A 16,438-nucleotide genomic window follows, 5' to 3' on the forward strand; every position below is an offset into this window, starting at 1 on the left:
TTGCTCTTGACCATGGGCTGAAACGACTCAGCCATCAGTCTGGTACGGGGCTTGCTATGTGAAACCCGATGTCAAGGCTCACCCCAGGCGGTAACACTATCAGTGACTGACGCCTGTGGGATAGCAACTGGACTTAAAGCAAAAACCTCATGCTGTTTGACCCCAAAAAAAGCCAACACGGGTCGATGTCGCCTCATAAGGGTGCGGTGGGGTTTGAGCGCAGGCACAACAAGAGCAAAACTGGAGGTTTGAATGAAGGTATTGAAATCCACCCTGGCCATCGTGACCGCGGCTACCGTACTGGGTGTCAGTGGTTTCGCCCAGGCTGGCGCCACGCTGGATGCCGTGCAGAAGAAAGGCTTTGTGCAGTGTGGCGTGAGCGACGGTCTGCCGGGCTTCTCGGTGCCGGACGCCAGCGGCAAGATCCTCGGGATCGACGCTGACGTGTGCCGTGCTGTTGCCGCTGCCGTATTCGGCGACGCAACCAAGGTCAAATTCAGCCAGTTGAATGCCAAGGAGCGTTTCACCGCGCTTCAGTCTGGCGAAGTCGACATCCTGTCGCGCAACACCACCATGACCAGCTCCCGCGATGCCGGCATGGGCCTGAAATTCCCTGGCTTCATCACCTACTACGACGGTGTTGGTTTCCTGGTGAACAACAAGCTGGGCGTTAAAAGTGCCAAGGAACTGGACGGTGCAACCATCTGCATCCAGGCCGGTACCACCACTGAGCTGAACGTTTCCGACTACTTCCGCGCCAACAACCTGAAGTACACCCCGATCACGTTCGACACCTCCGATGAAAGCGCCAAGTCGCTGGAATCCGGTCGTTGCGACGTACTGACCTCCGACAAGTCCCAGCTCTACGCACAGCGCAGCAAGCTGGCTTCGCCGAAAGACTACGTGGTACTGCCGGAAACCATTTCCAAAGAACCACTGGGCCCTGTCGTGCGTAACGGCGACGACGAGTGGCTGGCCATCGTGCGCTGGGTTGGCTACGCCATGCTCAACGCTGAAGAAGCCGGTATCACCTCCAAAAACGTCGAAGCTGAAGCCAAGTCCACCAAGAACCCGGACGTTGCCCGTCTGCTGGGTGCTGACGGCGAATACGGCAAAGACCTGAAAGTGAAGAAGGACTGGGTCGTACAGATCGTCAAGCAGGTCGGTAACTACGGCGAAGTGTTCGAGAAAAACCTCGGCAAGAGCACGCCTCTGGAAATCGATCGTGGCCTGAACGCTCTGTGGACCAACGGTGGCATTCAATACGCACCACCTGTGCGCTGATCGCTGATGGTTCTATCACCCGGTGGGCCAACCGCCGGGTGATGTTCTGTTCCATTATTTCTGGGGCACTTAATGCAAAATCAAATCGGCGCACCAAAACAGAAGCTCAGCTTCAGTGATCCAAAAGTGCGTGCGTGGCTATTCCAGATCATCACGATTGTGGCGGTGGTCTCGTTGGGCTGGTACCTGTTCAACAACACGCAAACCAACCTTCAACACCGGGGCATTACCTCGGGTTTCGACTTTCTTGAGCGCAGTGCCGGCTTCGGCATCGCTCAGCACCTGATCGACTACACCGAATCGGACAGCTATGCCCGGGTCTTTGTGATCGGTCTGCTCAACACCCTGCTGGTGACGGTGATCGGTGTGGTCCTGGCGACCATCCTCGGGTTCATCATCGGTGTGGCGCGCTTGTCGCCCAACTGGATGATCAACAAGCTGGCCACGGTGTATGTGGAAGTGTTCCGCAACATTCCGCCGCTGCTGCAAATCCTGTTCTGGTACTTCGCGGTATTCCTGACGATGCCGGGGCCGCGCAACAGCCACAACTTCGGCGACACGTTCTTTGTCAGCAGCCGTGGCCTGAACATGCCCGCCGCGTTGATGGCGGAGGGTTTCTGGCCGTTTGTGATCAGCGTCGTGGTGGCAATCATCGCCATTGTGCTGATGGCCCGTTGGGCAAATAAACGCTTTGAAGCCACCGGTGTTCCGTTCCACAAGTTCTGGGCCGGCCTGGCGCTGTTGGTGGTGATCCCTGCGCTGTGCGCTTTGGTGTTCGGCGCGCCGCTGCACTGGGAAATGCCCAAGCTGCAAGGCTTCAACTTCGTCGGCGGCTGGGTGCTGATTCCCGAGTTGCTGGCGCTGACCCTGGCCCTGACCGTGTATACCGCGGCGTTTATCGCCGAGATCGTGCGTTCAGGCATCAAGTCCGTCAGCCACGGCCAGACCGAAGCGGCGCGTTCCCTCGGGCTGCGCAACGGTCCGACCCTGCGTAAGGTGATCATCCCGCAAGCCCTGCGCGTGATCATTCCGCCGCTGACCAGCCAATACCTGAACCTGGCGAAAAACTCGTCACTGGCCGCCGGTATCGGTTACCCGGAAATGGTTTCGCTGTTTGCCGGCACGGTGCTCAACCAGACCGGCCAGGCCATCGAGGTTATTGCCATCACCATGAGCGTGTACCTGGCGATCAGCATCAGCATTTCCCTGCTGATGAACTGGTACAACAAGCGCATTGCGCTGATCGAGCGGTGAGGAAACCTGCATGAGTACGCATACTTTCAAACCTGATATGCCGCCACCTAACAAAGTGTTCGGGCCGATGGCATGGATGCGCGCCAACCTGTTTTCCAGCTGGCTCAACACCCTGCTGACATTGCTGGCGTTCTACCTGATCTACCTGGTCGTGCCGCCGATCCTGCACTGGGCGATCCTCGATGCAAACTGGGTCGGTACCACCCGCGCCGACTGCACCAAGGAGGGCGCCTGCTGGGTGTTTATCCAACAGCGCTTCGGGCAGTTCATGTACGGCTACTACCCCGGCGACCTGCGCTGGCGCGTGGACCTGACCGTGTGGCTGGCCATCGTGGGTGTGGCGCCGTTGTTCATCTCGCGTTTCACGCGCAAGGCGGTCTACGGCCTGAGCTTTTTGGTGGTGTACCCGATCGTTGCCTACTTCCTGCTGCACGGCGGGATCTTCGGCATGACCAACGTGGCCACCAGCCAGTGGGGCGGCTTGATGCTGACCCTGGTGATCGCCACCGTCGGCATTGCCGGGGCCTTGCCGCTGGGCATTGTGCTGGCGTTGGGTCGGCGTTCGAACATGCCGGCGATTCGTGTGGTCTGCGTGACCTTCATCGAGTTCTGGCGCGGCGTGCCGTTGATCACGGTGTTGTTCATGTCGTCGGTAATGTTGCCGCTGTTCCTGCCGGAAGGCATGGGCATCGACAAATTGCTGCGGGCCTTGATCGGCGTGATCCTGTTCCAGTCGGCCTATGTAGCCGAAGTGGTGCGCGGTGGCTTGCAGGCGATTCCCAAGGGCCAATACGAGGCTGCGGCCGCGATGGGCCTGGGTTACTGGCGCAGCATGGGCCTGGTGATTTTGCCCCAGGCACTGAAGATGGTGATCCCGGGCATCGTCAACACGTTTATCGCGTTGTTCAAGGACACTAGCCTGGTGATCATCATCGGCCTGTTCGACCTGCTCAACAGCGTCAAGCAAGCCGCCGCCGATCCGAAATGGTTGGGCATGGCCACTGAAGGCTACGTGTTCGCCGCCCTGGTGTTCTGGATTTTCTGTTTTGGTATGTCCCGCTATTCCATTCATTTGGAACACAAGCTGGACACAGGCCACAAGCGTTAGGAGTGTTGTGATGAGTGAAGCGATCAAACAGCCTGTGAGCCCTGAAGGCATTATTCAGATGCAGGGCGTCAACAAGTGGTACGGCCAGTTCCACGTGTTGAAAGACATCAACCTGAACGTCAAGCAGGGCGAGCGTATCGTGCTGTGCGGCCCGTCGGGTTCCGGCAAGTCCACCACCATCCGCTGCCTCAACCGCCTGGAAGAGCACCAGCAGGGCCGCATCGTGGTCGATGGCGTGGAACTGACCAACGACCTCAAGCAGATCGAAGCGATCCGCCGCGAAGTCGGCATGGTGTTCCAGCACTTCAACCTGTTCCCGCACCTGACCATCCTGCAGAACTGCACGCTGGCCCCGATGTGGGTACGCAAGATGCCCAAGCGCAAGGCTGAAGAAATTGCCATGCACTACCTTGAGCGCGTGCGTATTCCGGAGCAGGCCCACAAGTTTCCGGGCCAACTCTCCGGCGGCCAGCAACAGCGCGTGGCGATTGCCCGTGCGCTGTGCATGAAGCCGAAAATCATGCTGTTCGATGAGCCGACCTCGGCACTCGATCCAGAGATGGTGAAAGAGGTGCTGGACACCATGATCGGCCTGGCGGAAGACGGCATGACCATGCTCTGCGTGACTCACGAAATGGGTTTCGCGCGCACTGTGGCCAACCGCGTGATCTTCATGGACAAGGGCGAGATCGTTGAACAGGCAGCGCCGAATGACTTCTTCGACAACCCGCAGAATGATCGGACCAAGTTGTTCCTGAGCCAGATTCTGCATTGATCGATGAGTGATGCTTGAAACCATAAACCCGGCCTGGCGCCGGGTTTATTTTTGCCATCAATCAAGTTGTAGTCAGGGTCTCGTGCTCTTTATGTACCGTATGCACGGAATTGCGAAGATCTGCGCCTTCACTCAGGATTTTTGCTTCGACCAGCAAGTGGGGGTGACGCTCAAGCAAACGCATCAGGACTACCAGGGATTTGGGGGGCAATACCTCACCGCGCTCGTAACGAGATAAGGCGTTGTGGCCGCCACCCGATAGCAGTTGTACCGTTTCTTTTTGTGAAAGGTGCAGTTTGCGGCGTATGCGCTTCATCTCGGTGCCGACCATCTGCCTGAAACTGTGAACGATTTCATCGCAGTGGTCTGAATAGCGTTCCGCGTCTTCGGGGTCCAGGATCACCTCTCCACATGCCTGGCACTCCCATCCAGACAGATCGTCTATACGGCGATGCAAACCTTTGACTTCCGATGTTTCGCTACGTCCTGAGAAGTGATGCATTCCGTCATGCCTGCCGCAGCTGAAGCATTGCTCTGTTTTCATGGGTTTTTCTCCTTGAAGGAGATCACCGGAGGTTTACCGTCCGTGCGGTAGGTCACCTTGATGTAGATCTCCAGATCATGTGAGTGAATGTGATAAACATCTTGCCAAACTCGATGGTCGTCATGAGTCGTCATCGACTTGTACAACATCGTGTTTTTCAACTCGAAAATGACCGCCTGCATTTGTTCGAGGCTTAAACCAAGATCCTCGCCGCAACGGCGTGCGCTGTGAGTAAATGCTTGCTTTCCTAGCCGCCTGACATCCGCCTTTATCACCGCCAGATCGTAATGAGGTGTGTACTTTTCCATAAGACACCTGAGTCCAATAATTACCCTCTGAGGGTAATTTTACCAATCGAAAATACTGCTCCTTTGCCTGCCCAAGAACCCTAGTGCGTTGCCTTTGTAGGCAACTCCGAATAGGCTGTGGGAAAATTCATCCTATGATTGGATGAAAGGACGAAACCCATGACAGACATCGCCCCCCTGATCAAACGCTCCCTCGTCGATCAAGCCCTCGAACAGTTGCGCCAGCGCATCACCCAAGGCGTATGGGCCATCGGCGAACGCCTGCCCACCGAGCCCGAGTTGTCTGCCGAGTTGGGGATCAGCCGCAACACCGTGCGTGAAGCCATGCGCGTATTGGCATTCTCCGGGTTGATCGAGATCCGCCAGGGCGACGGCAGCTATTTGCGCTCCATGACCGACCCGCTGGGCGCGATGAAAGCCTTGTCCCACTGCACCCTGGCTCAGGCGCAGGAGACGCGGCAGATTCTTGAAGTCGAGGCAGTCGGCTTGGCCGCGTTGCGCCGCACCGATGCAGACCTGATCGCTTTGCGCGCGGCCCTCAACGCCAGCGGCGACCATTACCACGGTGATCTTGAGCACTACATCAGCTGCGACCTGGTGTTCCACAAACGCCTGGTGGACGCGGCCCACAACCCGGCCTTGAGCGAGCTGTACCAGTACTTCTCGAGCATCGTCGGCGCGCAACTGCGCCAGACCCTGAACATCCAGCCACGCCGGCAAGCGGTATTCGACCTGCACGGCGCCTTGCTCGATGCCGTGGAGCAACAGGACCCGGAACGCGCCAAGGCCCTGTCCCGGCAGTTGATCAATGAACCTTGAACCCGAGACCACCATGCCCCGTTCAGAAAATGCCCTTGATGAACTGCTGATCGACGCCGAAGCCGATGACGATGAGGTCCAGCACAGCCCGCCGGTGGTAAGCCGTCCGTGGTTGTTGCTGTTGGGCCTGATCCTGGTGGCGCTGAACCTGCGCCCGGCGTTGTCGAGCATGGCGCCGCTGCTCGCTGAGGTCTCCCACAGCCTGGGTCTCTCGGCGGCCAAGGCCGGGTTGCTGACGACGCTGCCCGTCTTGTGCCTGGGCCTGTTCGCGCCACTGGCTCCGATCCTGGCCCGACGTTTTGGCGCCGAGCGGGTGGTGCTGGGCATTCTGCTGACCCTGGCCGGCGGCATCATCCTGCGCAGTTCATACGGTGAGGCCGGGCTGTTCGCCGGCAGCCTGCTGGCGGGCGCGAGTATCGGCATCATCGGGGTGCTGTTGCCCGGTATCGTCAAGCGCGATTTCGCCAAACAGGCCGGCACCATGACCGGCGTGTACACCATGGCCCTGTGCCTGGGTGCAGCGCTGGCGGCGGGATCCACGGTGCCCCTGAGTCATTACTTCGGCGACAGCTGGAACATCGGCCTGGGGTTCTGGATTCTCCCGGCGTTGGTCGCGGCGTTGTTCTGGTTGCCGCAAGTTGGCCAGAAACACGGCGCGCACCAGGTGGCCTATCGCGTGAAGGGCTTGTTGCGTGATCCGCTGGCCTGGCAGGTGACCCTGTACATGGGCCTGCAATCCTCCCTGGCGTACATTGTGTTTGGCTGGCTGCCGTCGATCCTGATCGGCCGTGGCCTGAGCGCCACCCAGGCGGGCCTGGTGCTTTCCGGTTCGGTGATTGTGCAGTTGGCCAGTTCCCTGGCCGCGCCCTGGTTGGCCACCCGTGGCAAGGACCAGCGCCTGGCCATCGTGGTGGTGATGGTGCTGACCCTGGGCGGCCTGTTCGGTTGCCTGTATGCACCGTTGGACGGCTTGTGGGGCTGGGCGATTCTGCTGGGCCTGGGCCAGGGTGGCACCTTCAGCCTGGCGCTGACCTTGATCGTGCTGCGTTCACGGGACTCCCACGTAGCCGCCAACCTGTCGAGCATGGCCCAGGGCATCGGCTACACGCTGGCGTCCATGGGGCCGTTCGCGGTCGGCCTGGTGCATGACTGGACCGGTGGCTGGAACGCCACCGGCTGGATTTTCGCGGTGATCGGCCTGGGCGCGATCATCGCGGGGTTGGGCGCCGGGCGTGCGCGGTATGTCGGCGTGACCAGCGAAAAGGTCTAGAGGTACAGCACTTCCATAGTGCTGGAACCATCGATATGCACGTCGCTGCTGAGGTCGAGATTGTTCTTGGCAGCGATCACCGTATCGACCCTGACCAGGCTGCTCAGCGTCTGGAAGGCCGTCGGCCCGCTGGTGCTGCCGACGGTGTCGGTAAAGCCGAGAAAGCTGCGCGAACCGATGTCGATCGGGTTGCTGTTGGCGGTGCGCCAGGCGATCCCGCCGCTGGTGGACTCGGTGCCGTAAACCTCCGGCAGGCTGTCGATCACCGTCTGTTTGGGGTCGAAGGTCAGGGAGTACAGCCCGATCTTGTTGCCGCTCGGGTCCAGTCCCAGCCCGTAGTAGATTTCGCTGTTGACGTTGGCGGTGCCGTCGCGGTTGTCGCTCATGCGCAGGGCGTAGCGAGTCGCTGCCTCGCAGTTGATGGTCACGCTCAGGTAGCGCACCGGCAGGCGTTTGCCGCGATCAATGTTCAACTCCTGTTGGGAAATCTTGCCGTAGTCGATCAGCCCGTTGCTCGACAGCGCCGGTGTACAGGCACTGGGAGTGAGCAAGCCGGTGACGCCGAGTTCGACACTGGAGGCTGCCGTGGCACCGCTGCTGAGGGTCAGCAGGGCAAGTGTTGCGAGAGAAAGCTGGCGTAGGTGCATGACCATACTCCTTGATCAGAGGTAGATAATTTCAATCGTGCCCGAACCATCGAGCAGTACTTCCGTACGCAGGTCCAGGCTGTTCATGGGCGACAGAACGGCGCGCACGCTGACCTGCCCGCTCAGGTTCTGAATCGCCGAGGGGCCGGCATTGCTGCCGGGTAGAGCGGTAAAGCCGAGCAAACTGCTGCTGCCGATGGGAATGGGGTAGGCATTGGAACTGCTCCAGGCCACGCCACCGGTGGTGGAGTCGGTGCGGTACACCTGAGGCAGGGCGTCAGCGCGCAGATCGAAGGGGTCGAAATAGAGAAAGTAGCGACCGATCTTATTGCGGCTGTCATCGACGCCCAGGCCGTAGGCGGTTTCATCGGTGCCGCCGGTGGCCGAGCCTTTTCGGTTGTCGTGCATGCGCAAGGCAAAGTGAGTCGGACCGTCGCAGCCGATACTCAGCAGCAGGCTGCGGGAAGCCAGGCCGGTTTCCTTGTCGGCGTTCAGGCTCTTGGCCCACATACGGCCAAAATCGATGATGCCGCCGTTGGACAGAGTGGTTTCGCAGGCAGCAGGGGCGAAGCCGGCTTGCACCGACAACTCCCGGGCGCGGCCAGTGGCGACGGCGTCGATCAACCCGGTGGTTTCCCAGGTCACCGCGTCACGCACTTGCGTGGCGTCGGCCTGTGCCCAGGCATCGACCTGCAACTGCGCCGAGAAGCTGCTGCCGATGGTCGGCACGCCGTCGCGCAACGGCACGATGGCCTGGTCGGGCCGCCAGTCGAGCGTCCTGCCCCTGGCACCGGGCGCCTGGCCTTGCCCGCTGGTCAACCCCAGTTCAACAGCCTGGCCGTCGAGTACCGCATCGCTGATGTGCACGCGGTAACTGCCACGCTCGGTAAAACGGTAGCGCTCGGCGGTCGCGGCCAGGGCCCGGTAGAATACGTGCATATCGGTGGGCGTCGGGCAGTTCAGGTTGAGGCTCAGGCGGCGTTCTCCCAGCAGGATTTCTGCGCCGGGGTTGCGCTGCACGGCGCGGTTCATCACGCCGAAATCCAGGCGCGACTGGCTTAGGGTCAGTTGGCATTCGTCGGCGTGCGCCCGGCTCTGGACGATGGCGCCCAGGGCCAATCCCAGCAGTAACAATCGCTTCATCACAGTCTTCCTCATGGCGTCACACAGCGGGCCGGGGCGGTTTCGAAATACACCTGCGGGTCGGCTTTTTCCGCGAGTTCAACCTGCAGTTCACAGCGGCTCATGCCCGGTGCCTTGACCCACAGGGGGCGTGGGTCCAGCACGTTCGGCAGGAACACCTGGCTGCCTTCCTGCACCAGGGTCACGAACTCGCCATCGGCGGTACTCACCGTGGCGCCACGGGGCAGTGGCGTACCGTGGTCGGTGGTCACTGTGAGCAAGGCACGACGGGTCAGGGCCACGCCGAATTCCACGCGATCCACCGCGCCGCGCCCGGCGCTGATGACGGCCAGGCCGTTGCTGATATCGGCGTTGCGCGGCAGCGACTGGGTTTGCACTTCCACGGGGCTGCGCCCGTAGGCGGACACCTGCGGTACCACGGCCTGGCCCTGGAAGTCGGTCCATACCGGGCCGCTGGGCGTGGTGAGCTTGACCCCGGCCATATCGCCGACAGACACCAGCGCAAAGGTGTCGCGCACCGGATAAGGCGAGAAGGTCACGCCACCGCTGTGGGCCACCACCGCACCGCGCACACCGCCCTGGTAGCTGGAGCGCTCGGCGTCAGAGCGGCTGTAGTTCATGTCCAGTTGTGCATAGCGCGGCAGATAGGACACGCCGAGGGTGGATTCCACTTGTTGGTCGCGGCTGTCGTGCTCGGCACTGACCCGGTAACTGAGTTGATCGTTGACCTGCTCGTTCACCCCCAGACCGATGCGATGCTCGCCACCCGAGTTACGCACCCAGGCACGCCCGCGGCGGTTCTCGCCCAGTGGCACGCTCAGGTTCAGGTACACCGCGTTCTCGTTATTCTGCCGGCCGCTGACCTGCCACTCGGCACTGGCCGACAGCGACACGCCGCGCACGCTGGTGCCCCATGAGGCCAGGGCACGGCTGCTGTTTTCGCCGTTGAACGTGGTGGTGCGCGACAGGCCGGCATTGAAGGCTCCCAGCCATGGATGGGCCCAGCCCAGGGCCAGGCTCTGCTGGTCGCGATAGCGGGTGAGGCGACCTTCGTCGTCCCGCGAATCGTAGTAGGCGGCGTCTTCCAGCTCCCGGTAGCCCAGGGTGCGGTGGGAGGCGCCGGCGGTGATCGACCATTGCCGGCCCAGGCGCTGGGACAGGCTCAGGTCGGTCTGTACGCCGCGTTCACCCAGGCGTTGGGCATCGGCAATCTGGGTCGACAGTTGTACCTGGCCGTCTGGCCACGGCAACAGGCCGAGGCTGGCACCCGTGGCACGGTAGTCTTCGGCGGCAAGCGCGCCGGCCCCCAGGCTCAGGCGCGGGTTCAACGCACCGCTCCAGCCGCCGCTGATTACCCATGGATCGTCGCCCCGTGTATCGCCGATATTGCGCACCCGGCCTGCTCCCAACGAGTAACCCGGCGCTGGCAAGCCGATGCCGAGCATCGCCGCCGGCACGGTGAAGCGCCGCTCTTCGCCGGTGCTTTCCTTGACCGTCACTTCAACGTCCGAGCGTGTGTTCAGGCGCCGTACGTCGGTGAGGGAGAACGGCCCGGCCGGCACCACGGTGGAGTGAATCAGCGCGCCGTTCTGGCGTACCTCGACCTGGGCCGGGCTGTTGGCGATGCCGCTGATGGTCGAGCCCTGTTCCTGGTCCTGCAGGGCCTGTTCGGTAAACAGCTGCATGCCGGTGATCTGCGCGGACGACAGCACCGGGTTGTAGAGGTTGATCTGCCCGGCCTGCAACACCGCCTGCTGCTCGGCGAAGGTGCGCTGGGCATAGGCTTCCAGGTGGGTACTGCGGGACCGGGAGTCTTGCCAGGTCTGTACCTGGCGGCTGCGCACGATCCAGTCGCCGGCGTTGAAGCCCAGCTCGGTATTTGCCGAGCCGAAGCGGCTGGCGTCGTCGCCATAGCGGTTGTACAAACCGGTGAGGTCGTAGTTGAGCAAGCCGGCGAACCCTCCGGTTTCATAACCGGACAGCTCACGCTGGCGCGGGCGCAGGGCGTCGGTGGGCACCATCAGGCTCACACCCAGGCTGGCGGGGTCTTGCTCCACCACGGTTTGCGGGTATTCGCCGAGGAAGTCATGGCAGTGGCTGTCGCCCAGCGGCGCCGGTATCACCAGGTCGGCGGCGTCCAGCAGCGGGCGGTCGAAGCACAGCGCGCCCTGGCTGTCGAACTGCACATCGAGGCGGCCACGGCGCTGGCCATTCACCGTCAGGCTCACGGCATGGCGGCCGCTGGTGTAGCGCGGTGCGTCGAGCAGCAGGTAGGCCAGCTCCGGGTCGATACCGCGCTGGTGCAGGGTTTGCGCGTCGAAGGCATCGGCCCAGGCATCGGCCGACAGCAACGCCATGGTCAGTGGCAGCGCGGCCCGCACCCGGGCGGGGCGTAAAGGACAGTCGGGCACGGCTTCGCCAGCCGGGTCAGTGGTTACTGTGTTCACGTAAAGGCACTCAGGTTATGGAAGCCGGCAACGGTTGGCGGGCTTCCCGGTGACAGTCACAGGGCTGTCACTTCGTTATTCAGCGTTTGCGGCGGTTATCGGTGCTTCATAGGCGGCGACGGCAAAGCCGTACACGGTGGCCGGTTGCAGGCGTACAGCCGTGGCGGTGTGGGGTGTGCTGAGCCGCAGGGTTTCGCCGGGCAACACATAAGTGCGCGGCAGCACCAGGCTCTGCTTGCCGGGCAGCAATTGCAGTTCCTGGGCCAGGCGCACCACATAAGGCGTAGGGTTGGCGACGTTCAGGTGGCCAGCGTTCAGCGACCAGGTCAGCCCGGTCCAGGGGGTGCGATTCGGCGCCAGGCCCTTGGGGTGAATGATCACCGGCAGGTTCTGGCGCACGGTCACGCCCACCCGTGCATGGCCTGCCTGGGCGGCATCACGGTCCTTGGGCATGCCTTCGAAGATCACCCGTTTCAGGCGTTGAGTTGTCAGGGGCGTGGGGTTGCGCAGGATAAAGCGCACCAACTGGCTTTTGTCGGCCTCGACCCGGGACAGGGGCGGGGTGACAAATAGCAACGACTCGGTGTCTTCCGGAATGTCTTCCAGGGTGACGTGCAACAGGGCCAGTTTGCCGTCGGTGTTGGTCACCGACACCGAAGCTTCGCCGTCGGCCTCGTTGACGATCACCACCGAGGTGTCGGGCACCATGCCGTCGGCAAACGCCTGGGTGCTCAGCAGCCAGCCCAGGGCCAGCAAGGTTGGATAGGTCTTCATGACGCACTTCCTAAAATGATCACAGGGCTTAGAGGTAACGCAAATCCAGAACCAGTGAGCCATCGAGGGGAACGTCTTGCCTGAGGGTCAGACGGTTCGCCGGGTGGATGGTGGTCTGTGCGCGGATCCGGGTAGTCAGGGTGACGATGGGTTCCGGAAACGGTCGGCCGGGACGGGCAAAGCCCATCAGGGTCTTGGGGTGGATGGCTGGTTGGGGGAACCAGAGGCCGGCCCCGGGGTTTGACACCAGTGACTGCATGGCCTGGCCGTCCCCCAGCGCGGCTTCGAACGCCAGGCCGACGGTGCCCAGGTGTTCCGTGGGGGCGTTGGGGTTTTTCCCCAGGCCGTAGGCGGTGTCCGGTGTAGCAGACGAATCTTCGCGGCTGTCGATGCCGATCAGCGCAAACAACAAGGGGCCGCTGCAGTGGATCTCCACGTCGAGCCATTGGCTGGGCAACGGGGTGGGCGCCTCTTGGTTGAGGGTATGGGCAGGGATGTTGCCGTGGTCGATGACGCCGCTGCCGGAGAGCGCGATGGTGCAGGAACTGGGGGTGACCAGGCCCGAGAGGGTCATGTCGGTGGCGGTGCTGGCAAACACGCTAGAGCCGGTGTTGAGCAATAACAGCGCCGCGTACAGGCGTAGGGTTCTGTTCATCATTCGGTCTTCGATGTGTTCGGTGCGCTAAGGCGCCTCGCCGCGAACGGCGAGGCCGCGGGCTTACAGGTACTTGACTTCGAATGTGGCGGAACCGTCGATGGGGTGTTCATCGCTCAGATCCAGACTGTCGGCCCGGGCGATTTGCCCGTAGACAAGCAAGTCGGTAGTCACTTGCTGGATCGACACCGGTAACCAGACACCGCTGGACTTGTCACCGAAAGCTCCCAGCGCGTTGACTGGCAATATTGCGTCTGCTGAATCGGACCAGGTGATGCCGTTATCCATTGATTCCAGCACGCTGACAGCACCCGAGTCGGCGACTGCGTTCAGCAGGACCACGTCATAGGCGCCCAGCTTCTGCGTGCCGTTGATCAACCCCAGCCCATAACCGCCGGCGCTGGAGTTGGATCCGGCACGGTTGTCGGTGCCCTTGATGGCGAAGAGGGTGCCGCCTTCGCAGGTAATGGTCAGTTGCAGGGTGGTACGCGGCAGTTGTGTGACGGTGGTGAGGTTCAGGTCTTTGGCGGAAATCTTGCCGTAGTCGACCACCCCGCTGCCGGACAGGCTGGGCGTGCAGGCATTGGGGGTAATCACCCCTTGGACAGTCAGGTCGACGGTTGACGCCGCCAGGGCAGAGGCGCTGGTGCTGATCAGCAGCGCGGTGGCCAGGGCATTAAGCGTAAGTTTCATGGGGCACACGTTTCCTTTCGAGTGGGGCCGGTTGAAAAAACGTTACAAGTACTTCAGTTGCACGGTGGCATGGCCGTCCAGCGGCACTTCGTCGAGTACGGTCAAGCGGTCGGTACCGTCAACCATCGTGTACACGCGCAGATCGGCACTGAAGCGCTCCACGGCAATCGGCGTCACGCTGTTGCCGGCGGCGGCGATGGACGTAATCAAGCTATGGCCGAGGAACACCGACGGGCTCCATGTGGCGCCGCCATCGGTTGAGGTAATGGTTTTGGCGGCGAGACCATCGGCCACTGCGTTGTAGAGACCGAAGCCGGTACTGCCAAGTTTTTCGTCGTTGGCCGTCGTGCCCAGCCCGTGCCAGTTCTGGTTGATCGCCGCACTACCTGCGCGGTTGTCGATGGTGTTCAGCGCAATGAACGTCGGCGCGTCACACAGGATTTCCAGTTGCATGACCTGCCACGGCAGAGAGGTGGGGCGATCCGCGCTGAGTTCCTTGGCCGCCATCTTTCCGTAATCCACGACACCTCCGCTGGAGAGCATGGGTTCACAGGCATTCGGCGTGATGGTGCCCGTGACGGCGAGGTCGGCGCTGCTGGCAGCCAGGACGGTGGGGGCGAGCAGCAACGTGGCGAGAAAGACAGCGGGTGAGGAATTCATGGGCAAGCGGCACCTTGTTGGTTGCAGGGTCGATGGCGTAAGGGGTTACAGGTACAGCACTTCAATGGTGGCCGAACCGTCGATGTTGACTTCGTTGCTCAGGTCCAGGCCATCGGTGCGGTTGATGTAACCGCTGTAATTGACCTCGGTCACCAGTTCCTGAGTAGGGCGTGGGTTGCTGACGTCTGCCAGGGTGGCTACGGAGAGCATCAGGCGATGCTCAAAGGAGGAATATTTCTCCCACGTGGTGCCCTCGTCGAAAGAGGCGATGGCTTGCACCACTTCGCCGTCCGCCATGGGCGGGTTGGCGGTCGAGCCCAGGGTTAACGTGTAGGAACCGAGTTTTTGTGTGCTGTTGATAAAGCCCAGGCCGAAACCTGCACCAGACCCCGACCCGATACGGTTATCCATTGCCCTGAGGGCAAAGCTCACGGCTGCATCGCAGCTCACGGTCAGTTGCAAGCTGGCTTTTGGCAACGGGGTGATCTGGGTGGCGTTCAGGTCCTTGGCCGACATCTTGCCGTGGTCGATGACGCCACCACCGGACAGGGAAGGGGTGCAGGCATTCGGGGTGATGATGCCCTTGACCGTCAGGTCCACAGTGCTGGCGGCGAAGGCTGGGGCGCTGCCAGTGATCAGCAGGGCGCTGGCGACGGCGATCAGGTGCTTGTTCATGGTCTGTTGTCTCGGTGTTGGGTCAACTGACGGGTGCACGTCACCGCAGCGCAGAAAGAGGCGCGGTTGGGCGTCGGGTCAGTTCGGATAGTTGGCCGCCAGGTGAGTTGGCGGATTGCCCTCTTGGGGTGGGGCGCAATTTAGCGCCGGGGGAGAGGAGGGGAAATACAAGAATTACGACAATCCGCTATCCCTCTAGCTCGCCTGCGTCAAGTCGGAATAGGTGGGCGGAGCTGTAGGAAAAACTGTCTTTTCGTAGTTCTTGTATCGCAAGAGTGGTATTCATGTGGATAGCTTGATTCGGTAATGGGTGCCAGGCGGATGGGTTAAGGATCACCGTCAAGCGCACCCTCACTAGACGATATGCCAGGGCCGTCTGATGGCCCTGGCAGGTCGGCGCCGATATCGAGGTGGCCATGATGCCAAGCGTGTTTGCTGACGACGCCCCCAGGCAGCAAACGGTGCCATGGCGCAGTCCTCCTGTTCACTGGAAGCACCTGAGCGTGCTGATCGTCGAGGACCATCAGGCCTATCGCGCCTTGATGGGCTGGTTCCTGCAAAAATTCGAAGTCGATCACGAACTGGTGTGCAACGGGCAGGCCGCGTTGACCGCCATCGCCCTGCGGCATTTCGACCTGGTGATCAGCGATTGCCGCATGCCGGTGCTGGATGGCTATAGCATGGCTCGTGAGATCAGGCGGCGAGAGGCCGTACACAGCCGCCCGCGTGTGCCGATCATTGCCTTGACCGCCAAACTCTCTGCGGACGATGCGCGCCGCTGCCTTGAGGCCGGCATGGATGCCTGGCTGCTCAAGCCGCTGACCCTGGAACAATTGCGCGGGGTGCTGGAGCAGTGGCTGCCACAGCCGCCGGGCGCCAGTACGAACCCGCCTGCCACAGCCTGCGCCGGGGCGCACTGGCCGACTCGTGCCGAACTGATCAGGACATTTGGTGATGAACAGGTGGTGAACCAGATGTTGCGCACCCTGGTGCGCGAGGCCGAGGCTGATTACGCAGGCCTGGTACAGGCTTGCCGTATCGTCGACCCGCATGCATTGGTCGATTGCCTGCATCGCCTGGCGGGAAGCCTGGCGTTTTTTGGCGAGACGGAGCTGGATCGCTGTGCGGGGGAGTTGATCGAACAGGTGCGCAAGCACGGGATCCGGTGCAACAGGCGGGCATTGCAGCGGTTCGACCAGGACCTGCTGGTGTATCTGCGCTATTTGACAGATTTATGACATTTTCAACGATTCTGTAGGGGGTATTACCTCTGTCTGTGGGCTTGGTTTGTAGGTGGTTTCCTTTTTTGTTGTAGGTAAAAAATCACCCGCTTAAGAACACGGGACGCCATTGAAAACCGCTCCCAGGTAGGCGGTTGTTGC

At 61.6% G+C, this 16,438-nt stretch carries 17 protein-coding genes; 7 read left to right on the forward strand and 10 right to left on the reverse strand.

The annotated features are described in order from the left end of the window. Positions 1–252: 252 nt before the first annotated feature. The 4 genes from HX811_RS01280 (at position 253) to HX811_RS01295 (ending at position 4,421) form a co-directional block, all read left to right on the forward strand. Entirely contained in the window at positions 253–1,284 is a 1,032-nt protein-coding gene (locus tag HX811_RS01280; RefSeq protein WP_003216321.1) for an amino acid ABC transporter substrate-binding protein, read from the forward strand. Between the two features lie 72 nt (positions 1,285–1,356). Then, on the forward strand, positions 1,357–2,538 hold the full coding sequence (locus tag HX811_RS01285; RefSeq protein ID WP_003216323.1) for an amino acid ABC transporter permease: 1,182 nt from the start codon (positions 1,357–1,359) through the stop codon (positions 2,536–2,538). A 10-nt stretch (positions 2,539–2,548) separates the two neighbouring features. Continuing rightward, positions 2,549–3,646, forward strand: coding sequence for an amino acid ABC transporter permease (locus tag HX811_RS01290; protein ID WP_003216325.1), 1,098 nt, complete (start codon positions 2,549–2,551; stop codon positions 3,644–3,646). 10 nt (positions 3,647–3,656) lie between these two features. Then, complete coding sequence (locus tag HX811_RS01295) at positions 3,657–4,421, forward strand: amino acid ABC transporter ATP-binding protein (RefSeq protein WP_003171943.1); 765 nt, start codon at positions 3,657–3,659, stop codon at positions 4,419–4,421. Between the two features lie 61 nt (positions 4,422–4,482). Here HX811_RS01295 and HX811_RS01300 read toward each other — a convergent pair whose 3' ends face one another. Together HX811_RS01300 and HX811_RS01305 are read right to left on the reverse strand one after the other, a co-directional pair. Then, a complete protein-coding gene (locus HX811_RS01300) occupies positions 4,483–4,965 on the reverse strand; it encodes a type II toxin-antitoxin system MqsA family antitoxin (protein ID WP_003216327.1) in 483 nt (160 codons plus the stop codon). Next, entirely contained in the window at positions 4,962–5,273 is a 312-nt protein-coding gene (locus tag HX811_RS01305; protein WP_177044423.1) for a type II toxin-antitoxin system MqsR family toxin, read from the reverse strand. Before HX811_RS01305 ends, HX811_RS01300 begins: the two co-directional genes overlap by 4 nt. 159 nt (positions 5,274–5,432) lie before the next feature. Here HX811_RS01305 and HX811_RS01310 point away from each other — a divergent pair, with 159 nt between their 5' ends. Both HX811_RS01310 and HX811_RS01315 read left to right on the forward strand, forming a co-directional pair. Then, positions 5,433–6,092 (forward strand): FadR/GntR family transcriptional regulator, encoded by a 660-nt coding sequence (locus HX811_RS01310; RefSeq protein WP_177044426.1) that lies wholly within the window; start codon positions 5,433–5,435, stop codon positions 6,090–6,092. Continuing rightward, positions 6,082–7,362, forward strand: a complete 1,281-nt coding sequence (locus tag HX811_RS01315; protein WP_177044428.1) for a CynX/NimT family MFS transporter — start codon at positions 6,082–6,084, stop codon at positions 7,360–7,362. Before HX811_RS01310 ends, HX811_RS01315 begins: the two co-directional genes overlap by 11 nt. Here the strand turns inward: HX811_RS01315 and HX811_RS01320 are convergent. The 8 genes from HX811_RS01320 to HX811_RS01355 all read right to left on the reverse strand — a co-directional run bounded on the left by HX811_RS01320 (position 7,359) and on the right by HX811_RS01355 (position 15,056). Then, complete coding sequence (locus HX811_RS01320) at positions 7,359–8,009, reverse strand: DUF1120 domain-containing protein (RefSeq protein ID WP_102369868.1); 651 nt, start codon at positions 8,007–8,009, stop codon at positions 7,359–7,361. The two genes, HX811_RS01315 and HX811_RS01320, sit on opposite strands and share 4 nt — an antisense overlap. Before the next feature lie 15 nt (positions 8,010–8,024). Next, the gene (locus tag HX811_RS01325) at positions 8,025–9,152 is read right to left on the reverse strand and encodes a DUF1120 domain-containing protein (protein WP_177044430.1); all 1,128 of its coding nucleotides are present in this window, start codon (positions 9,150–9,152) and stop codon (positions 8,025–8,027) included. A gap of 11 nt (positions 9,153–9,163) precedes the next feature. Then, the gene (locus tag HX811_RS01330; RefSeq protein ID WP_177044543.1) at positions 9,164–11,533 is read right to left on the reverse strand and encodes a fimbria/pilus outer membrane usher protein; all 2,370 of its coding nucleotides are present in this window, start codon (positions 11,531–11,533) and stop codon (positions 9,164–9,166) included. 141 nt (positions 11,534–11,674) lie between these two features. Further along, positions 11,675–12,373, reverse strand: a complete 699-nt coding sequence (locus HX811_RS01335; protein ID WP_003216340.1) for a fimbria/pilus chaperone family protein — start codon at positions 12,371–12,373, stop codon at positions 11,675–11,677. Between the two features lie 28 nt (positions 12,374–12,401). After that, complete coding sequence (locus HX811_RS01340; protein WP_256344356.1) at positions 12,402–13,028, reverse strand: DUF1120 domain-containing protein; 627 nt, start codon at positions 13,026–13,028, stop codon at positions 12,402–12,404. Between the two features lie 63 nt (positions 13,029–13,091). After that, entirely contained in the window at positions 13,092–13,721 is a 630-nt protein-coding gene (locus tag HX811_RS01345) for a DUF1120 domain-containing protein (protein ID WP_177044434.1), read from the reverse strand. A gap of 42 nt (positions 13,722–13,763) precedes the next feature. Further along, positions 13,764–14,381, reverse strand: a complete 618-nt coding sequence (locus HX811_RS01350; protein ID WP_177044436.1) for a DUF1120 domain-containing protein — start codon at positions 14,379–14,381, stop codon at positions 13,764–13,766. Between the two features lie 45 nt (positions 14,382–14,426). Then, positions 14,427–15,056 carry a DUF1120 domain-containing protein gene (locus HX811_RS01355; protein ID WP_177044437.1) on the reverse strand — a complete coding sequence of 210 codons (630 nt, stop codon included), beginning with the start codon at positions 15,054–15,056 and terminating at the stop codon, positions 14,427–14,429. Between the two features lie 503 nt (positions 15,057–15,559). Here HX811_RS01355 and HX811_RS01360 point away from each other — a divergent pair. Further along, positions 15,560–16,294, forward strand: a complete 735-nt coding sequence (locus tag HX811_RS01360; protein ID WP_003216349.1) for a response regulator — start codon at positions 15,560–15,562, stop codon at positions 16,292–16,294. The last annotated feature ends 144 nt before the right edge of the window (positions 16,295–16,438 follow it).

Origin of the sequence: Pseudomonas sp. F8002, from assembly GCF_013385495.1 — a bacterium.
Taxonomy (GTDB): domain Bacteria; phylum Pseudomonadota; class Gammaproteobacteria; order Pseudomonadales; family Pseudomonadaceae; genus Aquipseudomonas.

Coding starts and splice junctions, on each gene's coding strand:
- HX811_RS01335 (WP_003216340.1), bottom strand. CDS start 12,373: ATGAAGACCTATCCAACCTTGCTGGCCCTGGGCTGGCTGCTGAGCACC.
- HX811_RS01350 (WP_177044436.1), bottom strand. CDS start 14,381: ATGAATTCCTCACCCGCTGTCTTTCTCGCCACGTTGCTGCTCGCCCCC.
- HX811_RS01355 (WP_177044437.1), bottom strand. CDS start 15,056: ATGAACAAGCACCTGATCGCCGTCGCCAGCGCCCTGCTGATCACTGGC.
- HX811_RS01310 (WP_177044426.1), top strand. CDS start 5,433: ATGACAGACATCGCCCCCCTGATCAAACGCTCCCTCGTCGATCAAGCC.
- HX811_RS01315 (WP_177044428.1), top strand. CDS start 6,082: ATGAACCTTGAACCCGAGACCACCATGCCCCGTTCAGAAAATGCCCTT.
- HX811_RS01280 (WP_003216321.1), top strand. CDS start 253: ATGAAGGTATTGAAATCCACCCTGGCCATCGTGACCGCGGCTACCGTA.
- HX811_RS01320 (WP_102369868.1), bottom strand. CDS start 8,009: ATGCACCTACGCCAGCTTTCTCTCGCAACACTTGCCCTGCTGACCCTC.
- HX811_RS01285 (WP_003216323.1), top strand. CDS start 1,357: ATGCAAAATCAAATCGGCGCACCAAAACAGAAGCTCAGCTTCAGTGAT.
- HX811_RS01290 (WP_003216325.1), top strand. CDS start 2,549: ATGAGTACGCATACTTTCAAACCTGATATGCCGCCACCTAACAAAGTG.
- HX811_RS01325 (WP_177044430.1), bottom strand. CDS start 9,152: ATGAAGCGATTGTTACTGCTGGGATTGGCCCTGGGCGCCATCGTCCAG.
- HX811_RS01295 (WP_003171943.1), top strand. CDS start 3,657: ATGAGTGAAGCGATCAAACAGCCTGTGAGCCCTGAAGGCATTATTCAG.
- HX811_RS01345 (WP_177044434.1), bottom strand. CDS start 13,721: ATGAAACTTACGCTTAATGCCCTGGCCACCGCGCTGCTGATCAGCACC.
- HX811_RS01300 (WP_003216327.1), bottom strand. CDS start 4,965: ATGAAAACAGAGCAATGCTTCAGCTGCGGCAGGCATGACGGAATGCAT.
- HX811_RS01305 (WP_177044423.1), bottom strand. CDS start 5,273: ATGGAAAAGTACACACCTCATTACGATCTGGCGGTGATAAAGGCGGAT.
- HX811_RS01340 (WP_256344356.1), bottom strand. CDS start 13,028: ATGAACAGAACCCTACGCCTGTACGCGGCGCTGTTATTGCTCAACACC.